Below are 17048 nucleotides of genomic sequence, written 5' to 3'. Positions count from 1 at the left end.
GCCTCCTACAACTCGATGCCGTCGCCCGGATCGAGCGAGGCTTGGCGAGCGACCTGGCGCATGGTCTGGGTCATGCGGCTGAGGCGCGCGGCGTCCTCCTCGACTTCATCGCGAGGGTCTATCTCGAACTCGTTCTCGATTACCGGCTTGCGCTCGACCGTCTTGGTGCGGCTCAGCTCAGGCTGGTGCCGACGCTCCGAATCCGTTGGGTCATCATCATCGCCTGCATCCTCCACGGCGACGGCCGTGTTCAACACCGGACGTTCGGGCAAAGCCAGCGTGCTCCAGTCGTCGGCCCTCGCGGTTGTCGGCTTGGTGAGTGCAGGTGGCGTCAGGATGCGTTCCTGAAATCTGCTGTCCTCATAGTAGCGCGCCTTCTTGGCGCGGATCGGTGGAATGCCGGCGATCATGACGATCTCGTCCGACGGCGGTAGCTGCATGATCTCGCCCGGCGTGAGCAGTTGCCGTGCGGTCTCCGAGCGCGACACCATCATATGGCCGAGCCAGGGCGAGAGCCGGTGGCCGGCATAGTTCTTCATCGCCTTCATCTCGGTGGCGGTGCCGAGCGCATCGGAAACGCGTTTGGCGGTGCGCTCGTCATTGGTCGCGAAGCTGACCCGAACATGGCAGTTGTCGAGGATCGAGTTGTTCGGGCCGTAGGCCTTCTCGATCTGGTTCAGCGATTGCGCAATGAGGAAGGCCTTCAGGCCATAGCCTGCCATGAAGGCAAGCGCGCTCTCGAAGAAGTCCAAGCGCCCGAGCGCGGGAAACTCGTCGAGCATCAGGAGTAGACGATGGCGCTGGCCCTTGGCGTGCAGGTCCTCGGTCAACCGGCGCCCGACTTGATTCAGGATGAGACGGATGAGCGGCTTGGTCCGGTTGATGTCAGAAGGCGGCACCACGAGGTAGAGCGTGGTCGGATGCTTGCCGCCTACCATGTCGGCGATGCGCCAATCGCAGCGGCGGGTGACCTCGGCGACGACGGGATCGCGATACAGGCCCAAGAAGGACATCGCGGTCGACAGCACGCCTGATCGCTCGTTGTCGGACTTGTTGAGCAACTCGCGCGCCGCGCTGGCGATCACCGGATGCGGGCCGGCCTCGCCGAGATGGGCGGTCTTCATCATCGCCGCGAGGGTCGACTCGATCGGGCGTTTCGGATCGGACAGGAAGGCGGCGACGCCGGCCAAGGTCTTGTCGGCCTCGGCATAGAGGACGTGCAGGATCGCGCCGACCAAAAGCGCGTGCGACGTCTTCTCCCAGTGGTTCCGCTTCTCGAGCGAGCCTTCCGGGTCGACCAGAATGTCGGCGATGTTCTGCACGTCGCGCACCTCCCACTCGCCGCGGCGCACCTCGAGCAACGGGTTGTAGGCCGCCGACTTCGCATTCGTCGGATCGAAGAGCAGCACGCGGCCATGCCGAGCGCGATAGCCGGCGGTGAGCGTCCAGTTCTCGCCCTTGATGTCGTGGACGATCGCCGAGCCTGGCCAGGTCAAGAGCGAGGGCACCACCAGGCCCACGCCCTTGCCGGAACGCGTCGGCGCGAAGCACAGCACATGCTCGGGGCCGTCATGTCGAAGATAGTCGCGCTCGTGTTTGCCGAGCACGACGCCATCCGGACCGAGCAGGCCCGCGGCCTTCACCTCTTCCGGCCGCGCCCAGCGGGCCGAGCCATAGGTCTCGACGTTTTTCGCTTCGCGTGCCCGCCACACCGACATGCCGATCGCGACGGCGATGGAGATGAAGCCACCCGATGCGGCGATATAGGCGCCCTCGACGAAGATCGGCGGCGCATAGGCGTCGTAGAAATACCACCACCAGAAGAAGGCGGGCGGATAGTAGATCGGCCAGCCCGCCAGTTCGAACCAGGGCAGTCCGAGCTGAGGCTGGAACCCGAGACGATAGGCCGTCCATTGTGTCGCGCCCCAGGTCGTCATCAACACGATCAGGAAGACGGTGAGGATCTGACCCCAGAGGATTTTCGTCGCCGACATGGCGGGGCACTCCTTTCTTGGTTGGGCTACATGCCGAGGCCGCGATTGCGACCGAAGCTCCAGTCGACGCCGCCGCCGCCGCGCGAGACGCCGGAGACGTGCTGGCCAAGCTGACGTTCGAGAGAGGGCGACCAGGGCACGAGCTGGAAGCCGAGGCCGTCGTCGATCATGGCGAAGCGGCCCGACGCGAGCGCGAAGCGCTGGCGATAGGTGCCTGCCACATACTCGCCCGTTCCGGCCTTCGAGAATGGCCGGCCGGTCTCGGCCGCGAGCTTCTCCCCCAGCGCTTCGACCTCGCGCTGGCGCAAGGTTTCGATCAGCCCCGGCGAAAAGCTGACGCCGCGCGTCTGACGCTCGGCAAGCCCCTCGGCGATAAGATGGTCGGCGCGCCGGTCCATCGCCTGGCGCACCTCCGCGCCGAAGCCGCCGCCGCCGAGCGCTACCGGCTCGCGGGCGATGGCCTGCCGGTCGAGCCAGGTGGCGCCGGTTGCATGAACTTGCCGCTCGATATCGAGATCCGAGCGAACGGCGAGCGCGACACGCCGGCGGCCCAGCGCGTCGTCGAACTTGCGCAGCTCGACGATCGAACCCGGTGAGCTGTCCCCGGCGGCGTCGAGATCGGCAAGCTTGATGTGGTGGGTGCGCCCGTCGGTGCCGTCGACCACGGCATAGGCCGTGCCCTTCAGCTCGTCATCGAGGCCGCGGTCGACCAGCCGGCCGATGACCGGATCGTCAATGCTCTCGCCGGCGAGCACATAGCTCGCGGCGCCGCGCTCGATGCCGCGTTCGGTTAGGCCGCGGTGGATGCGCTTGATGATGTCGCCGCGCTCGCCAAGCGCGCGCAGCGTCTTCTCGGCATTCTCCGATACGACCCACTGGCCGGGACCGATCTGATCGGCGAGGCCGAGTGTCTCCAGCTTGCGCAGCCGACCGACCTTCAGCGCGTGGAATTCGTCTGGCTGCCGATCGGGATGTGGGGCGAGGTCGGCGACGCCCGTGCGATAGCTGTCGCGGGCGATCTGGCGATCGAGATCGGTCCAGCGTTCCGCCTCGACCTGACGCCCCAGGTTGCGCCGGATCTCCTGCTCGGTGCGCGGCCCCAACTCCTGGGTGACGAGATCCTGCGCGCGGGCGCGCATGCCCTCCTTGATGTAATCGCGGGAGATAACGAGGTCCTGGCCGTCATCGGTGCGCCCTCGCAGGATGATGTGGACGTGGGGGTTGTCGGTGTTCCAGTGATCGACGCCGACCCAGTCGAGCTTGGTGCCGAGGTCCTTCTCCATCTGACCCATCAGCTCGCGCGCGAAGGTCTTGAGGTCGCTCATCTCGGTCGCGTCCTCCGGTGAGACGATGAACCGGAAGTGATGCCGATCGTCCTGGGTGCGCTCGGCGAAAGCCTTCGGATCCGCGTCCTCGGTCTCAGGGCCGAACAGGTGCGCCTTCTCCCCATCCCGGGTGACGCCCTCGCGGCGGAGATAGCTGAGGTGTGCGGAGAGCGGCGCGGCCCGCGCGCTATGACGGACGACGCGTGTCTTGATGACGACGTTGCGCGACCGGCTCGTGAGCAGCCGATTGGCCTGCACCGTCGCGCGCTGCCCGCGTCCGAACCGCGAGCGATTGCCCTTGCTGATCTGGCCGGAGCGCGAGACGCGTCCACCGGCCCGCTGTGCGGCGGCAAGCGCCTGGGCAATAAAGGGCCGCGCCTGCTGTGCGCGGGTCGAACGGATGCGGCCAGGTCGGATGCGGAAATCGTCGTCGCCGCTCATGGCCGAGGCCCCGCACATCGCGCAAACGCGCGGAAAGCCTTGGCAAAATGGCGAATGCGCAGGCTGCGCCGATTAGGCGCACCTCGCGCGAATGTGCCATAAGCCTCTGAAAACACACGACCGCACCAAGCCGCACATCGCCGGCTTTTATCTCGCCATCGTGCGGTTGTGCTGACTGCTCCTCCTCTCCAGACCGCCTTTCGCCCGCCAGAGCACGCCACAATGCGAAAGGGTGCGAACGCGGTCATCGCGGGCCACCGGGGACATTGCGCGCGACGAAAAGGCCATCGGTGAGCGCAGCCACCGGGCCTTCATCGCGCTCCGGGGCTGCCGCCGTGGTGGCGTCTGGCTCGCGCTCAGTCTGCAAAGGAACGGCAGACGCCCTGCCGGACGACTGCACGACGAAGAGCGGCGCCCGCGTCCAAGCCAGCGGATCGGCGGCCGCCACCGTGACGGGGCCTACGAGTTCACCGCCGCCGACAACGGGGGCAAGCGTCGCGACATAGGCGCGCGTTTCAGCCGGCAATGGGCGGCCGGCGAGATACTCTTCGTACCGGCCGGGACCGGCGTTGTAGGCCGCCAGAAAGCCGGGCGAACCGTAGCGGTCGTGCATCTCACGCAGATACGCAGCGCCTGCCAGAATGTTGTCGCGTGGGTCGTAGGGATTGCCGCCGAGCCGATGGCGGACGCGCAGGTCGGCCCATGTGGCAGGCATGATCTGCATCAGGCCCATCGCGCCCGCCGGGGAGATGGCGCGCACATCGCCGGCGCTTTCGGCGCGCATGACGGCGCGTATCCACGCTTCTGGAACGCCGAACCTCTGCGCCGCCTCCGCGATGAAAGCGCCAAAGGGATCGCTGCGCGATGGCCGCTCGGCGGGCGCTTGCTGTGCGTAGGCAGTGCTCGCACCCGGCGCGGCGAGGATCAGGCCGGAAAGGAGAAGGAAGGCTGCGCGTCGGAGGATGATCCTCCCTCCGACGGCAGGCTGACGGCGCGCGGCGGGCATCGTTCAGTCCCGCTCGCCGCGCTTCGGCGGGCGGTTCCAGTGCAGGCCCCAGGCGGACTTGTCGTCGGCCGACTGGAACAGGTTGGCGCGGATCGGATGTTCAAAGGTCGGATCGTCGAGTTGCAGCGATACGTACTCGCCAGCTTTCTCGCCGGTGCGCTTCCAGCCGGCGCCGATCTCCGCGCCGGTCTCGTTGCTGTTGGTGTCGAGCACATGGACGCGGAAGTCTGGCGCCTTCTCCGCATCGGACGGTTCGGCCGCGACGATAATGATGTCTTGGTGTAGAGACAGCGTCGTCAGGTGGCCGATGAAGCCGTCATTTTCGCGTATGAATTGACCGACCACGGGCATGGGTCGTCTCCTTCAGATTGCGGTGGACAGGGTCATGGGCGCGCCGTCACCGCGTCGGCGCGCGCCAGACGAAGCGGCCATCGCCGTCCTCGTCGGTGTAGAGAGGGGTGGCCCGGCCGATCACGGCGGAGGCCGGAAGCGGGCCGAAATAGCGACCGTCGAGGCTGTCGCGGACTTGCCAGTTCATCAGGAACAGTTCGCCGGCGGCGACCGAGCGGCAGCCCTGCCACACCGGGAGCGGGCGACCGCGACGATCGCGATCGAGCGCGTCGCCCATCGGCACGCCGTCGACGGTGATGGCGAGCCCGGTCCGGCAAACGCGCTGACCTGGGACCGCGGCGACGCGCTTCAAGAGCGGCACGCCGCGCGGCAGGTAGCCGCCATCGGACAGGAAGGTTGCGAGCGGCTCGGGCGCGTCTACGGCCACCAGATCGGTCACGTCGACCGCGCCCACATCGCCGATCGTGTAGAAGCCGACCGGCGTGCTGGCGGACGCGTTCCAGATCAGGCGCGGCGCGAACGAAGCGATCGAAGCTACGCCGATAAGCGAGACGGCCGCCGTCGTGATGACGGCGTAGGAGAGCCGGGTCATGCGCCGATCCTCCGACGCAGGAGAAAGGCGCGATGCTGGCGCGGACCATAGGCGCGCGGCGTTTCGCCAACGGTCATTCGGTTATGGACGTGGCGCCAATGGTCGGGCGAAACGTCGATCGGATCGATGCCGCGCGCCTCGATGGCGTCGATGAGCTGGAGCATGCGCTCAACCTTCGGCCAGCCATCGACATGCAGCAGGACCTCTGCGCCCGGCGTGACCGTCGGAACGGTCTGGCACGCTGCGCCGCGTTCAACCGTGCGCAGGATGTTGAGCCGCGAGAGAACGGTGCCATGCTCGTTCGCCGCCCAGCGCACGAGCGCGAAGACGCTGCCGGGAGGGAAGAAAAGGATGCGGCGGCGGCGATCGAGGATCTGCTCGCGCCGCTCTCGGCCGAAGCGGACCCAGTGCTCCGTCTGCTTCTCGATCCAGACGAGTTCGACCTCAGTGAACGCTTCGGGCGGCGGCTCGGCGGCAGCACGGCCGACGCGCGCTGGCGCGGCGACAAGGCCGGTCATTGTCCTTCTCCTGACGGGGGTGGGAATTCGCGCTCGAACAGCGCGCGCAGCATGTCGGCGACGGTCTGGCCGCGCTGAAAGGCGGCAATCTTGATGCGGCCGCGCATGTCGGCGGTGACGTCTATCGTCAGCCGGGCCGAGTAGTCCTCGGCGGGCTGACCGCGGGCGGCGTGGCGATCGGGCGCCTTGATCCAGCTTTCGGGATCGGCGGGACGCGCTGCAAAGCTGCGCTTTGGGGACCGTTCGCTCATGCGCCGATCCTCGCGACTTCCGCCGCGAGCGCGGCGATCTCGCGCGCGCCAGGACAATCCTCGTCCTGCTCGGCGGCGAGCCGGCCGGTCTGCACGACGTCGGCGAAGACGATGCGTTGGCCGATCGTGGTCGAGAGTAAGGGCGGGTCGTGATCCGCGAGCGTCTCGGCGGTCTCACGTGCCAGCACCGTGCGGGCCGCGCAGCGGTTCAGCACGAAGCGGGCGGCGAGCTGCGGCCGATATATGCGCGCCTCGCCGAGCAGCGCGAGCATTTCGGCGGAGGCCCAGCCGTCGAGCGGCGACGGCTGCACCGGGATCAGCACGAGGTCGGCCGCGAGCAGCGCCGAGCGCATCAACCCGGCAACGCGCGGTGGACCGTCGATGACGACGTGGTCGGCGTCGCGGGCCAACTCCGGCGCTTCACGGTGGAGCGTGTCGCGGGCCAGGCCCACGACACCGAACAGCCGCTCCAGCCCCTCCCGGCTGCGCTGCTGCGACCAGTCGAGCGCCGAACCCTGGGGGTCGGCGTCTATCAGCGTGACACGCTGTCCACGGCGAGCCCATTCACCAGCCAGGTGGAGGGCGAGCGTGGTTTTTCCGACCCCGCCTTTCTGGTTGAGCAACGCGACGATCATGACGGTCTCCCGGCGATCGGGGACTCGTCCACAGCGGCCGAAAAGCGCGGTCGCGTTAGAAAGATTCCGTAGGAATCTAGGTTAGATAAGTTACGGGGCTCGCAAGCTGCTGATTCAGCGCGAGGATTCGGCGATTTCGGTCCCCGATAGCACGAGAGTCCGGTCCCCGATGGCACGAGAGTGCCGGTCCCTGATAGCACGAGACGATTCACAGCTTATCCCCAGGGTGAGGTTTGGTCCGGCGACGACGACGCGGGATGCCGAGGGCATCCGGATCGGTCGGCACGAAGGAGAGGATTTCCGGCCCGCCGAGGCATTGCTCGATGGTCAGGCGGTAGCCTGGCAGCGGTTGGCGGCGGACGATGTCGCGAAGGTCGTAGGCGAAGTGCTTGAGTGGCGAGAGGCTGCCCGACTTGGCGTGGAGATGCGGGAAATCGAAGCTCCAGCCGAACTCCTGCTTGCCGCCGTGCTTGCGCACGAGGCGGTACAGCCAGCGCTCCAGGCCTCCCGTCAGACCGAAATAATTGCGGTCGATCGTCAGCACGAGCGCGTCGTCGAGGACGGCGGCGTAGAACCAATCGGGCACGATCAGCTCGAGGCCGAGCGGCCGGCCGCGATGGTCGGCGCGCTCCTTCCATTCGTTGATCCAGGAGAAGCGGTGCATCCGCCGCTCGGTCGGCTGGCGGATCGAGGTCGCTACCGTCGTCGACTGAAGTCGGTCGAGCGCAGCCTTGAGGCGGTCGTAGTCGCGCAGCGACACGCCGCGGCCGATGAAGTTGAGGATTTCGTAGGGAGTGGTCGCCATGAGGCGTGACGGCTGCAAGCCGACGTCCCGCGCCTCGACGATCTGCGAGGCGGCCCAGATCAGGACGTCGGCATCCCAGATTGTCGCCATGCCGTGCTCGGCGACGGCTTCGACGCGGATCTTGACCGATCCCGCCTTGAAGTCGATCGGCGCCAGGCGCTTCGACTTGGCGAGCGAAAAGAACGGATAGGCCATGAGATCCTGCGCGTCGCGGGGCGCGAGATCGCCCGGCAGCGCCCGGAACAGATCGAGTTGCGCGCGCTCGCCGCTGTGATGCTGATGACGGGGCGACATGCGACCGTCTCAGCGCAGTGTGCGGCCTACGGCGAGCGACGCGGCCTTCTGGGGCTTGGCGGGTGGAACGTTTCCGCTCGGATCGGAGGTCGAGGTGACGAGACCGCGATCTGCCCAGGCTTGAAGGTCGTTTATGGAATAAACGACGCGGCCACCCAACTTGCGATAGGTTGGACCAGTGCCATACGTACGGTGCTTTTCAAGGGTGCGCTCTGATAGGCCCAAGAAGCGCGCTGCTTCCTCGGTCCGCAGGTATCGTGGCGGTAGATTGGCGGCTTCCTCGCCCATGATCGAACCTCCGTGCTCTCGCGGCGGCCGCTACGGATGAGCGGCGGCTTGCGGGTACGGTGGCGAAAGAAGGCCGGTCAGTTGTCGTGGAGAGTTGGGGGGAGCCTAATTCCCACACCGTGATCGCATCGTCCGAGGCCGGCGGTCTGCGGCGCGCCGCATAGCGGGCTGACGCCGGTTAGTCGCGGCGGCGGCGATGCCGGAGAAGTTTACGGTAACCACCCTCGATCATGCGTCTAGCTTCGCGTAGCAGAGACATGATTGCATGTCGGCGCGACGAGGCTTGCCATTCGTCGCGGCTGACATCGTCGATATCGAAGATCACCTTCGCGATCGACTGTTGCGTGGCGCCATAGCGGAATCCGTCGAATGCCTGGAGCATTCTGCGAGCTCTCGCACGTTGCTGGGCTGTCAATCGCGTGTCTGGCGGCACGGCGCGATGATGAAGCGTCGCGAGCAGGCGTTCAACCGACTCCAGACGGTCGAAGCCGGTGATGTCGAGCGGGATGACCGCAACCAGCGGTGTGATCGTCGCCGCATCGCCGATCTGGATGAGCTGGAGCGATGGGGCGCCAGCGTCATGTACTCTGAAATCTGCGCCGACTGCATCAGATGCAAGCGGCGGCGGTAATATCGCCGCTGTGCTCGTCGTCGTCGCGAGAAGGTCCGGCGCCGTGTCGAGAATAACAGTGCTGGTATCGTCCGTAGGCGACCAGAGCACGGCAGCGGCCGGCGGCGGATCCAGCGGATCGACGGGGAAATCGCAACCCCCAACGAAGTCGGAAGTCTTCTAGATCTTGTTCGGGAGAGAGGTCTCGATGGAGGAGCGCCGTGAAGTCACGGTCGTAGGCGTCATTGCGCCGAAGCCACTCCCAAGCAAGATCAGAAGCGCTCAGTCTATCGACGTGATCGTAATTTGCCGAGGCTCGCCACTGAGAGGGATCCGGCGTCACAGCTTTGCTCCTCATCGTCTTCCGATCGAGTTCGGACTGACAATGATTACCGTGAGTTGCGTTGCGCGGAAGTCCAGGTTGAAGCAACAGGTGTTGCTCCCGAGGCATCGCGGGCGCTAACGGGCAAGGCTCTCTCTCGCGACTTCGCGGTAGCCGTGCTCGGACATCCAGCGCGCCCGTGCGAGGTGTGTCGCATGAACGCGACGGCAACGCTCCGGATCAGCGTCAGGATCGAGGCCGAACAACGTGCGAGTGGCTTCTCTCCAGTCGGCTCCGTCGCGCCATGAATCGATCAGGCGCAGGTACAAGGCCATATGCGCCCGGTCGTACGGCGTGAGAGCCGATCCCGTTGGTGCTTCATCCTTGAAGTCGTGCGTCGTCACCGCATCCCCCTGCTGTCCGGAATATCCACTGTGGAGGGATTTGTTAACGATGATCTGACGCCGTTACGAATGCAAGCCGTGTCGCCGGACAATCGCGTCACGGGGGCGATATGCCAATATTCAGCGTCGAACCTGGTGATCGACAAGCATGACCCCTACGCCTTGGTCGGAGCTCAAGAAGACGATCCCGTCTCGTTCCAAGGCCCGTCTCACCTCGTCGCGCGTGCTTTCGTAGATCCCGAGATTGCTCTCGGATTCCAGTCGCTTGAGTGCGGTGAGGGATACACGGGCCTTGTCCGCGAGCGTCTCCTGTGTCCAACCCAGCAAAGCGCGTGCGGCCCGCGATTGTCGGGCGGTGATCATGCATGATCACCTCCCACTCGGACCTACGCGCACGCCAGAACTACGACTATAATAGTCGCTTCATAGCGATATTTCCACCTGAATCGCGCTCTCGGGCCTGCCAGGGAGGCGCTTTCGCGGTGACTGATTCGGTCGCCCTGGACGCCGAAGGCCCCGGCCTTTCGGCCGGGGCCTTGCGCCGGGCGTCAGTCCCCCCGGCGCCCGTTGGGGCGGGACCAGATCAGCGAGAAGGTGTCGCTGTCCTCGTCGTCGAAGAGGTTGGCGTAGATCGGGGCGTTGAAGCTCGGATCGTCCAGCTTGAGGCCCAGGTAGTCGCGGCCCTCGTTGGAGCGCTTGGACCAGGCGGCGCCGATCTCGGCGCGGCCGACCAGGACCCGGTGGCTGGGGGCGTTCTCGCCGGTGGCGCGCTGGTCCGGGACGATGCGGACGTTCTTGGCCTGGACGCTGAGGGTAACGATTTCGCCGGTGAACTCGTTCGAGCCGGTCTTCTTGAAGGTGCCGATGGTCGCCATTGTAAGTCTCCGTTTTCCGTTCCCGAGCCCGCACCATTGCGGCCTCGATGGCGATCGGTTGGCCGGAGGCGATCGACGGCGCACCCCGAAGGGGCTTGACAGCTAAGGAGGGCTTTCTTGTCTCGCGAGGAATGACGGCGCAGCCGGCAGGGGAAGAAAGTTTGACGCGGCTGTTGCGTCATAGGCGATCGAGGCGAAGCCGGCCTTCGGCCAGATCAGGCCATGAGAGAGGCCGTTTGGAGCGGTCGCGTGACGGGCAGAAAGGGAGAGATGGCGCCCCGCCGCTGCCGCCAAGATGACATCGCCGCGAACCTCACCGGCGAGCTGTCGTCCTCTGTCCGGGCCGATCACGGCATCCTGACCCGGCCTGCCTCCGGCGGAAGTCCCCGCATCAACGAATCTCGGTTTCCGCTACGACGGCTGACGCTTCGCCAGCGCACGCCGTGGGTCGCTCTCAGGGCCGAACGACGATCCGCTTTCCAAGCCCCGCAACCGCCCACTCTCCTGACGGGGACGCTTGCCCCGATCGTCGCCCTGGTCCGCACCATGAGGCATGGGTGACGTCAGGCCCGCGCAAGGTCTCGGCTGGTGGGGCCGCTGGCCTTTGCCATTCCTGCGACCCGGGCAAAGGCCGTGATGCCAACGGCGATGGCCCCGATGACGGAGAAAGTGATCTGCCAAACGTCCGAGGGCATCAGGTGCTTCACGATGCCATGGGTGGCGTGGAAGCCCGCGACGGCGGCGGGTGCGACGAATACGATGGCGACGCCGAGCTTCAGCCACATCGGCCTTGCGAAGGTGATGAGGAGCTGCCCGACCGCGAACGTGACGGCCGCGGCGACCATGCCGACGAGGATCGCGCCGGCAATGCCGGCGCCGGTGCCGTTGGCCCAGGCGCCTGCGGCGAAGCCGACGAAGGCCGGCAGCGCAAAGACGGCCAGCGTGAACAACAGCCAGCAAAGCCCGCCTATGGCCGCGACAGATGCGAGTATTGCGAGGATGATCATAGTGGTGGCCTCCGTGCCAAAAGGTCTGACGGTTGCGCCTGCCACCACCACCACGGCGCGACCGCACTATAGCTTAAGATCGAGTGCGCCGGGAGCGGAAATCCCGGGGGACTTCCCGCTTCGGCGGACGGGGTTGCCCCGGTCAGGCAAAAGGATCGATCTCATGGACAATCGCTGCGGCGTCGCCGTCATATTCGCTGGCGAGCGTGACTGAATGGGTGCCGTCGCCGGCCTGGAAGATGACGATAGCGGCCATCAGCGAGGTGGCGAGGCTGAAGGCGAAGGCGTTCGCTTGCTTGAGGGACATCGATCCGGCTCCTGTTTCGAGCGGAGGACCATCCCCCGCTGACAGGCGCCCGAAGTGTCGGACTGGTCGCTGCAATCACCGCGCAGGCGCAGCCGCAGCGGCGGCATGCTCGCATAGCCGACCCTTTACGGGTTGATGGCGCCAAGCGACCAGTCTGACCAAGGATCAGCGCATAAAAGCGGGTGTGGTGCTCGGCGTCGGGAGCCGGTCCTGTCCCGTCAGTCGGGCAGCACTTGCATTCGCCATGCCGGGGCGTCGCCAATATCGCGGTAGGCATAGTTGATCAGGTCGCGCACCAGCTCGAGCAGTCCAACGACCGGCAGCCGTCGAATTGATCGCCATGGGCCATGCCGTTGCGCCGCTGGCTCAGGCTGGGCTTCGCCTCGCCGGTGACGAACCCGATCGCGGTGCCCCCGGTGCGGACGATCATCGGAATGTGCGTGTCGGTCAGGCCGTCGGAATCCACCACGTGCTTCAGCAGCGTCGCGAAGGTGCGGCCATTCTTCGGGATCTGGCCGCCGTACCGGTCCATCGTGGCGAGTGCGAGGGCGATCAGCGCCGCAAGTTCGCCGGCTTTCAGCACGTCGCGGTCGACCCATCCCAGGAGGTAGAGTATCTGCGCGCGCGCGAACTTCGCGCGCACGATGTCCGGAATGCGCTCGTCGATGCTGAGCCCGACGATGAATTTCCGCCATGTCTGCGGATCGTCGAACTGAAGGAACCCGCCGGGCATTCCCGGCGACGGCCAGGGAATGATGAGCGGTTCGGTGCGCGCCGGAAGATCCAGGTCGAGCTTCAGAGGCTTTTCCTTCGTGATATTCGGCCGCATAACAATACTCGTGATCGGCAAGTATTGCGAAGTCTGACGGCGCTCACGCGCCGCCGAACTTCCAGACCGGGATTCCGAGCTTCTTCGCCTTGTCGGCCAGGTTGTCGTTGATGCCCGTGCCCGGGAAGTGCATCACGCCCTTCGGCACGATCTCCAGCATCTCGTCGTTGCGCTTGAACGGCGCTGCGCGGCCATGCTTCGTCCAGTCGGGCGCGAAGCCGATCTGTGGGACGTTGCGGTTCTTCGCCCAGAGCGAGGCGATCTTCTCAGCGCCCTTCGGCGACTTGCCGTGTACCAGCACCATGTCGGAGTGCTTCTCAAGCACCTGGTCGAGCTTGGCCCAGATGAGCCGGTGATCGTTGAAGTCGAGCCCGCCGGTGAGGACGATCTTCGGGCCGGGAGGAAGAAGGACCTCCTGATCGGCACGCTTTTTCGCCATCAGGAAGTCGCGGCTGTCGATCATCGCCGAGGTGAGATTGCGATGGTTGACCTTCGATCCGCTGCGCGGAAGCCAGGGCTTGCCGACGTGCCGTTCGTAGTGTTCGGCGGCCTGGTCGCGCATCAGCTCGAAGGCGGCCTGGCGCTCGATGAGCGTTTTGCCCTCGGCGATCTGGCGCTCGAGTTCGACCGACTTCACCTCGCTGCCGTCCTGTTCTCGCTGCGAGCGCTTTTGAGCCTGCTCGTTATCGTCGAGCTCGCGTGCGATCCGTTCGGTGGCGCGATGGAAAACGTTGACGGTCGACCAGAGGAGATCGTCGAGATCGGGTTCGAGGCGTGTGTCTTCCAGCGTGACGATCAGCGCGTCGAAGATGTCGGCGACGGCGCCCGCGACCGCGTTGCCGTCCGGAAGAAGCCGCTGGTCCGGTTCATCGGCGAAGGGCCGGTAGCCGTGGAGCTGCAATTCGTTGAGAACATGGTCGGTGGGTGAGGATTCGTGGTGGGGTTCGAAGTCGTCGTGGTCGTCCATGGGATGCTCCGTCGTTAGGACCGCGACCGTCGCGGCCTTCATGGCGACGAAGCCCACCGGCGGGCCGGCTCTGCACCCGGAGCGCAGCGCAGGGCCGGAGCGTCAGCGGAGGATGGCGAAGGCCGGCTATTTTGCCTCGCGATGGAAAGGCGCGGCACGCGCCGCCGGAAAATAGTCGGCCGCCGCCATTGCCGGGCCGGCCCGACTGTGGGCCGATCGCCCTCTCGAAGGCCGAGGCGCGGTCCTCTCAATTGTATGGGGCATCCGGACGGGTATGGCGGCATCGCCGCCACCCTCCTCCTGCCGGCTATGCCGCCAGACCCATGAAGCGCGCCACGTCCTGCGGCCCGATCTGCATCCGGGTCTGGCTTCTGAGCGCATCGATGCCGAGGGTGCGGAGATCCTCGTTGAAGTCGCCGCGTTGGGGCGAGATCACGATCGCCTCGATCCCGGCCGCGTTCGCCCGTTCGACCAGGCTGTCGCGCGCACCGTCACCGGCTGGATCGTCGTCGCGCAGGATATAGAGCCGCCGCAGCGTGTCCGGGAACAGGATGGCGGCGAGATGGGCTGCGGAGAGCGCCGCCAGCATCGGCATGTCGGGCAAGACTTGCCTGACCGACAGGACGGTCTCGATGCCTTCGCCGGCCGCCATGACTTCGCCGCCCGTGCCAAAGCGAACCGCGTTGCCGAGAAGATCGCCCATCGCACGCCTCGGTGTGTCGAGCGGCGCCTTGTCGCGGCGTCGTGGGTCGAGCCAGGTCCGATGCGCCCCGGTGATCTTGCTGCCAAGGTCTGTGACGGCGGCCATCATCGCCGGCCAGGTCTCGGTCGGAGAATGCTCGTCGGGCCGATAATAGCAGCGCGGGTGGAAGCGCAGATTTCCGGTTCCGCGTAAATCCGTAATGCCGCGTTCGCGTAAGTACGACTGTACGAGCGTGCCCGTGATCGGCTGCGACATGCCGAACAGGCGGCGGGCCGCCTCGGGCGATCCGTGCGGCGCAGGCGCCTGACGCGGGTTTGCCGGCATCGGCTCGGGCGGCGGCATGCTGAGGAAGGTCCGTGCCTCGTCGGCGACATCCTTGAAGTCGATGAGGCCGCAGCTCTCCCGGATCACGTCGAGAAGATCGCCATGCTCGCCGGTCGCGGCGTCGGTCCATTTGCCGGCCGGACCTTTCGGTGAGTCCTTGAGCCGCACATACATCGAGCGGCCGGGCGTGTTGCGCACGTCGCCGACCAGCCAGTAGCGCCCCTCGCGCCGCCCGCTGGAGAGGTAATGGCGGCACACCGCCTCAGCCTGCCGGCCGAGACGCTGCGCGAGATCGGAAGCGTCGTGACGCGACATCACGCGGCCTCCCGTTCGGAGATGCGCGCCACCGGATAAGTGTCGAGCAGCTTGGTGAGTATGCTCACGCCGCTGGCGTCAGCCGGCACGAAGAAGCGCAGCTTCCAGGAGATGATCTCGCTGAACAGGCCATAGGCCCGCAGCCGCTCGCGCATCGCCTCGGTGAAGCCGGTCAGCTCCAGGCGATAGGCGCTCATAACGCGGGCGCGGCGAAGCTGGAGGCCCTCGGCCAAATCGAGGATCGTGCGCCCCTCCATCAGCGCGGCGAAAGCATGTTCCGGGCTCAACGTGCTCGCCCCCTGCGAGGTGGCGTTCGCAGCCCAGGCCGGCGAGACGCGGCGGCCGATAATGCGCTCGCCTGCATCGGTCTGAAGCCGGTAGACCCGGGTCGACTCGTCCGGCAGGCGCTTCCAGATCGGCAGCAGCAGGCCGGCGACGATGTGGATCGTGCTGTCGGAGAAGTCCGGGATGTCGGCAAGCTCGGTCTCCCAAGCCGCTGCGAAGCGATCGGGATCGGCTTCCTCCCAGTGGCTTTCGTCCATCATACGCAGCGGCGCATAATGCTGCTCCATCGGCCGGATCAGGCAGACACGGCGTTCGATCTCGCCATCGTCGAGCATCATCGACGGGGCCGGCATCTGGACCCCGGCCCGGCCGGAGCGACCGTTGACCAAGAGCCGCGCGCGCGGATCGGAGAGATGGTCGAGCGCAGCGGCCAGCGTGACGGGTCGGTTACGCTCCCGGCGCGTGATGGTCAGGAGCCGCGTCTCCGCGCCGGTGCCGGGATGGACGTGGATCACCTGACTGTCGGTGACCACGAAGCTCTCGGCCTGCAGCGTCTCCAGCCCGACGTCATAGTGACCGCTGCGGATCGCGCCCTCGATCTTCGCCGTCAGGAGCTGCTCGAAGGCGGTGAACAGGATGCCCTGCAACTCGATGGTGAGCGCCAGCAGCCGGTTGAGGAAAGTGGTGATCGGCGGCAGCTCGTCCTTGATGCCGTTGTCGTCCATCAGCTTGAGGCCGGTGGCGGTTTCGAAGCGATCGAGCGAGCATCCCTCGACCTTGCCGCGCACGAGCAGCAGGTAGAGCTGGCGCAGCGCATCGCGCGCGTAGTGGGATTCGAGATTGTCCTCGGGCCGGAACAGGCCCTGGCCGCCGGTCTGGCGCTGGCCGCGCGTGATGGCGCCGAGCGTGTCGAGCCGCCGCGCGATGGTCGAGAGGAAGCGCTTCTCGGCTTTCACGTCGGTGGCGATCGGTCGGAACAGTGGTGGCTGGGCCTGATTGGTCCGGTTGGTGCGGCCGAGCCCCTGGATCGCCGCGTCGGCCTTCCAGCCAGGCTCCAGCAGATAGTGGACGCGCAGGCGCTGGTTTCGGACAGCGAGGTCCGCGTGATAGCTGCGGCCGGTGCCGCCGGCGTCGCTAAAAACGAGGATACGCTTGTCGTCGTCCATGAACGAGGCCGCCTCGGCGAGATTGGCGGAGGCCGCCCGGTTCTCGACGGCGAGCCGATCGCCCTTGCGCACGACGCGCCGCGAGCGGCCGGTCACCTCGGCGACAACGTCCGTGCCGAAACGCTGGACGATCTGGTCGAGCGCACCAGGAACCGGCGGTAGCGATGCGAGCCGTTCGATCAGTTCGTCACGCCGGGCGACAGCCTCGCGGCTCTCGACGGGTTGACCGTCGCGATAGACCGGCCGCGACGACAGGTTGCCCTCGCTGTCGGAAAACGGCTCGTAGAGCTGTACCGGGAACGAATGGGCGAGATAGTCGAGGACATATTCTTTGCAGTCGCAGTTTATGTCGAGCGTGGCGGCGGTAGGCGCAGGTTTCCTTCGGTTTTCCATGATTTCACTCCAGATAACTACGGTTCCGTCGACCTCAGCAA

21 protein-coding genes are annotated in these 17048 nt (G+C 66.3%); all 21 read right to left on the bottom strand.

All coding sequences use genetic code 11. From position 1 onward, the window contains the following. Positions 1 to 5: 5 nt before the first annotated feature. Positions 6 to 1994, bottom strand: coding sequence for a conjugal transfer protein TraG (locus tag FFS08_RS17965; protein ID WP_111467812.1), 1989 nt, complete (start codon positions 1992 to 1994; stop codon positions 6 to 8). A gap of 26 nt (positions 1995 to 2020) precedes the next feature. After that, the gene (locus tag FFS08_RS17960; protein ID WP_137863684.1) at positions 2021 to 3760 is read right to left on the bottom strand and encodes a relaxase/mobilization nuclease domain-containing protein; all 1740 of its coding nucleotides are present in this window, start codon (positions 3758 to 3760) and stop codon (positions 2021 to 2023) included. A 244-nt stretch (positions 3761 to 4004) separates the two neighbouring features. Next, positions 4005 to 4766: a lytic transglycosylase domain-containing protein gene (locus FFS08_RS17955; protein ID WP_111467813.1), complete on the bottom strand. Its 762-nt coding sequence runs from the start codon at positions 4764 to 4766 to the stop codon at positions 4005 to 4007. A gap of 3 nt (positions 4767 to 4769) precedes the next feature. After that, complete coding sequence (locus FFS08_RS17950; protein ID WP_111467814.1) at positions 4770 to 5117, bottom strand: DUF736 domain-containing protein; 348 nt, start codon at positions 5115 to 5117, stop codon at positions 4770 to 4772. 46 nt (positions 5118 to 5163) lie between these two features. Further along, positions 5164 to 5709 carry a S26 family signal peptidase gene (locus FFS08_RS17945; RefSeq protein WP_099957439.1) on the bottom strand — a complete coding sequence of 182 codons (546 nt, stop codon included), beginning with the start codon at positions 5707 to 5709 and terminating at the stop codon, positions 5164 to 5166. Continuing rightward, a complete protein-coding gene (locus FFS08_RS17940) occupies positions 5706 to 6227 on the bottom strand; it encodes a DUF2840 domain-containing protein (protein WP_111467815.1) in 522 nt (173 codons plus the stop codon). The genes FFS08_RS17945 and FFS08_RS17940 overlap by 4 nt, the downstream gene beginning before the upstream one ends. Beyond that, positions 6224 to 6478: a ribbon-helix-helix protein gene (locus FFS08_RS17935; RefSeq protein ID WP_099957441.1), complete on the bottom strand. Its 255-nt coding sequence runs from the start codon at positions 6476 to 6478 to the stop codon at positions 6224 to 6226. The genes FFS08_RS17940 and FFS08_RS17935 overlap by 4 nt, the downstream gene beginning before the upstream one ends. Then, positions 6475 to 7113 (bottom strand): ParA family partition ATPase, encoded by a 639-nt coding sequence (gene parA, locus FFS08_RS17930; RefSeq protein WP_037455276.1) that lies wholly within the window; start codon positions 7111 to 7113, stop codon positions 6475 to 6477. The genes FFS08_RS17935 and parA overlap by 4 nt, the downstream gene beginning before the upstream one ends. A 208-nt stretch (positions 7114 to 7321) precedes the next feature. After that, entirely contained in the window at positions 7322 to 8212 is an 891-nt protein-coding gene (locus FFS08_RS17925) for a replication initiator protein A (RefSeq protein WP_099957443.1), read from the bottom strand. A gap of 9 nt (positions 8213 to 8221) precedes the next feature. Then, on the bottom strand, positions 8222 to 8500 hold the full coding sequence (locus tag FFS08_RS17920; protein ID WP_099957444.1) for a helix-turn-helix transcriptional regulator: 279 nt from the start codon (positions 8498 to 8500) through the stop codon (positions 8222 to 8224). 178 nt (positions 8501 to 8678) lie between these two features. Beyond that, positions 8679 to 9221: a DUF2285 domain-containing protein gene (locus FFS08_RS24110; protein ID WP_207802738.1), complete on the bottom strand. Its 543-nt coding sequence runs from the start codon at positions 9219 to 9221 to the stop codon at positions 8679 to 8681. After that, on the bottom strand, positions 9109 to 9468 hold the full coding sequence (locus tag FFS08_RS24105) for a transcriptional regulator domain-containing protein (RefSeq protein WP_099957445.1): 360 nt from the start codon (positions 9466 to 9468) through the stop codon (positions 9109 to 9111). The genes FFS08_RS24110 and FFS08_RS24105 overlap by 113 nt, the downstream gene beginning before the upstream one ends. A 101-nt stretch (positions 9469 to 9569) precedes the next feature. Then, entirely contained in the window at positions 9570 to 9836 is a 267-nt protein-coding gene (locus tag FFS08_RS17905) for a DNA -binding domain-containing protein (protein WP_099957446.1), read from the bottom strand. Between the two features lie 120 nt (positions 9837 to 9956). Beyond that, positions 9957 to 10199 (bottom strand): helix-turn-helix domain-containing protein, encoded by a 243-nt coding sequence (locus tag FFS08_RS17900; RefSeq protein WP_099957447.1) that lies wholly within the window; start codon positions 10197 to 10199, stop codon positions 9957 to 9959. Between the two features lie 185 nt (positions 10200 to 10384). After that, positions 10385 to 10711, bottom strand: coding sequence for a DUF736 domain-containing protein (locus tag FFS08_RS17895; protein WP_099957448.1), 327 nt, complete (start codon positions 10709 to 10711; stop codon positions 10385 to 10387). 563 nt (positions 10712 to 11274) lie between these two features. Continuing rightward, positions 11275 to 11661 (bottom strand): hypothetical protein, encoded by a 387-nt coding sequence (locus FFS08_RS17890; protein WP_502702049.1) that lies wholly within the window; start codon positions 11659 to 11661, stop codon positions 11275 to 11277. Positions 11662 to 11860: 199 nt separating this feature from the next. After that, complete coding sequence (locus FFS08_RS23605) at positions 11861 to 12025, bottom strand: hypothetical protein (protein WP_164712595.1); 165 nt, start codon at positions 12023 to 12025, stop codon at positions 11861 to 11863. Positions 12026 to 12308: 283 nt separating this feature from the next. Beyond that, positions 12309 to 12854: a hypothetical protein gene (locus FFS08_RS17885; protein WP_207802739.1), complete on the bottom strand. Its 546-nt coding sequence runs from the start codon at positions 12852 to 12854 to the stop codon at positions 12309 to 12311. A gap of 43 nt (positions 12855 to 12897) precedes the next feature. Further along, positions 12898 to 13821, bottom strand: coding sequence for a DUF2493 domain-containing protein (locus tag FFS08_RS17880; RefSeq protein WP_099957450.1), 924 nt, complete (start codon positions 13819 to 13821; stop codon positions 12898 to 12900). Positions 13822 to 14128: 307 nt separating this feature from the next. Further along, on the bottom strand, positions 14129 to 15163 hold the full coding sequence (locus FFS08_RS17875; RefSeq protein WP_111467817.1) for a DUF7146 domain-containing protein: 1035 nt from the start codon (positions 15161 to 15163) through the stop codon (positions 14129 to 14131). After that, on the bottom strand, positions 15163 to 17048 hold a 1886-nt coding region (locus tag FFS08_RS17870; RefSeq protein ID WP_502702048.1), incomplete at its 5' end, for a strawberry notch C-terminal domain-containing protein. The genes FFS08_RS17875 and FFS08_RS17870, both read right to left, overlap by 1 nt.

It is taken from the genome of Sphingomonas sp. 1F27F7B, assembly GCF_005503355.1.
Taxonomy (GTDB): Bacteria; Pseudomonadota; Alphaproteobacteria; order Sphingomonadales; family Sphingomonadaceae; genus Sphingomonas.
This window is presented reverse-complemented; position numbering and strand designations above follow the sequence as displayed.

Excerpts from the sequence above, each read along its gene's own strand:
- FFS08_RS17965 (WP_111467812.1), bottom strand. The coding sequence starts at position 1,994 with ATGTCGGCGACGAAAATCCTCTGGGGTCAGATCCTCACCGTCTTCCTG.
- FFS08_RS17960 (WP_137863684.1), bottom strand. The coding sequence starts at position 3,760 with ATGAGCGGCGACGACGATTTCCGCATCCGACCTGGCCGCATCCGTTCG.
- FFS08_RS17955 (WP_111467813.1), bottom strand. The coding sequence starts at position 4,766 with ATGCCCGCCGCGCGCCGTCAGCCTGCCGTCGGAGGGAGGATCATCCTC.
- FFS08_RS17950 (WP_111467814.1), bottom strand. The coding sequence starts at position 5,117 with ATGCCCGTGGTCGGTCAATTCATACGCGAAAATGACGGCTTCATCGGC.
- FFS08_RS17945 (WP_099957439.1), bottom strand. The coding sequence starts at position 5,709 with ATGACCCGGCTCTCCTACGCCGTCATCACGACGGCGGCCGTCTCGCTT.
- FFS08_RS17940 (WP_111467815.1), bottom strand. The coding sequence starts at position 6,227 with ATGACCGGCCTTGTCGCCGCGCCAGCGCGCGTCGGCCGTGCTGCCGCC.
- FFS08_RS17935 (WP_099957441.1), bottom strand. The coding sequence starts at position 6,478 with ATGAGCGAACGGTCCCCAAAGCGCAGCTTTGCAGCGCGTCCCGCCGAT.
- parA (WP_037455276.1), bottom strand. The coding sequence starts at position 7,113 with ATGATCGTCGCGTTGCTCAACCAGAAAGGCGGGGTCGGAAAAACCACG.
- FFS08_RS17925 (WP_099957443.1), bottom strand. The coding sequence starts at position 8,212 with ATGTCGCCCCGTCATCAGCATCACAGCGGCGAGCGCGCGCAACTCGAT.
- FFS08_RS17920 (WP_099957444.1), bottom strand. The coding sequence starts at position 8,500 with ATGGGCGAGGAAGCCGCCAATCTACCGCCACGATACCTGCGGACCGAG.
- FFS08_RS24105 (WP_099957445.1), bottom strand. The coding sequence starts at position 9,468 with ATGAGGAGCAAAGCTGTGACGCCGGATCCCTCTCAGTGGCGAGCCTCG.
- FFS08_RS17900 (WP_099957447.1), bottom strand. The coding sequence starts at position 10,199 with ATGATCACCGCCCGACAATCGCGGGCCGCACGCGCTTTGCTGGGTTGG.
- FFS08_RS17895 (WP_099957448.1), bottom strand. The coding sequence starts at position 10,711 with ATGGCGACCATCGGCACCTTCAAGAAGACCGGCTCGAACGAGTTCACC.
- FFS08_RS23605 (WP_164712595.1), bottom strand. The coding sequence starts at position 12,025 with ATGTCCCTCAAGCAAGCGAACGCCTTCGCCTTCAGCCTCGCCACCTCG.
- FFS08_RS17885 (WP_207802739.1), bottom strand. The coding sequence starts at position 12,854 with ATGCGGCCGAATATCACGAAGGAAAAGCCTCTGAAGCTCGACCTGGAT.
- FFS08_RS17880 (WP_099957450.1), bottom strand. The coding sequence starts at position 13,821 with ATGGACGACCACGACGACTTCGAACCCCACCACGAATCCTCACCCACC.
- FFS08_RS17875 (WP_111467817.1), bottom strand. The coding sequence starts at position 15,163 with ATGTCGCGTCACGACGCTTCCGATCTCGCGCAGCGTCTCGGCCGGCAG.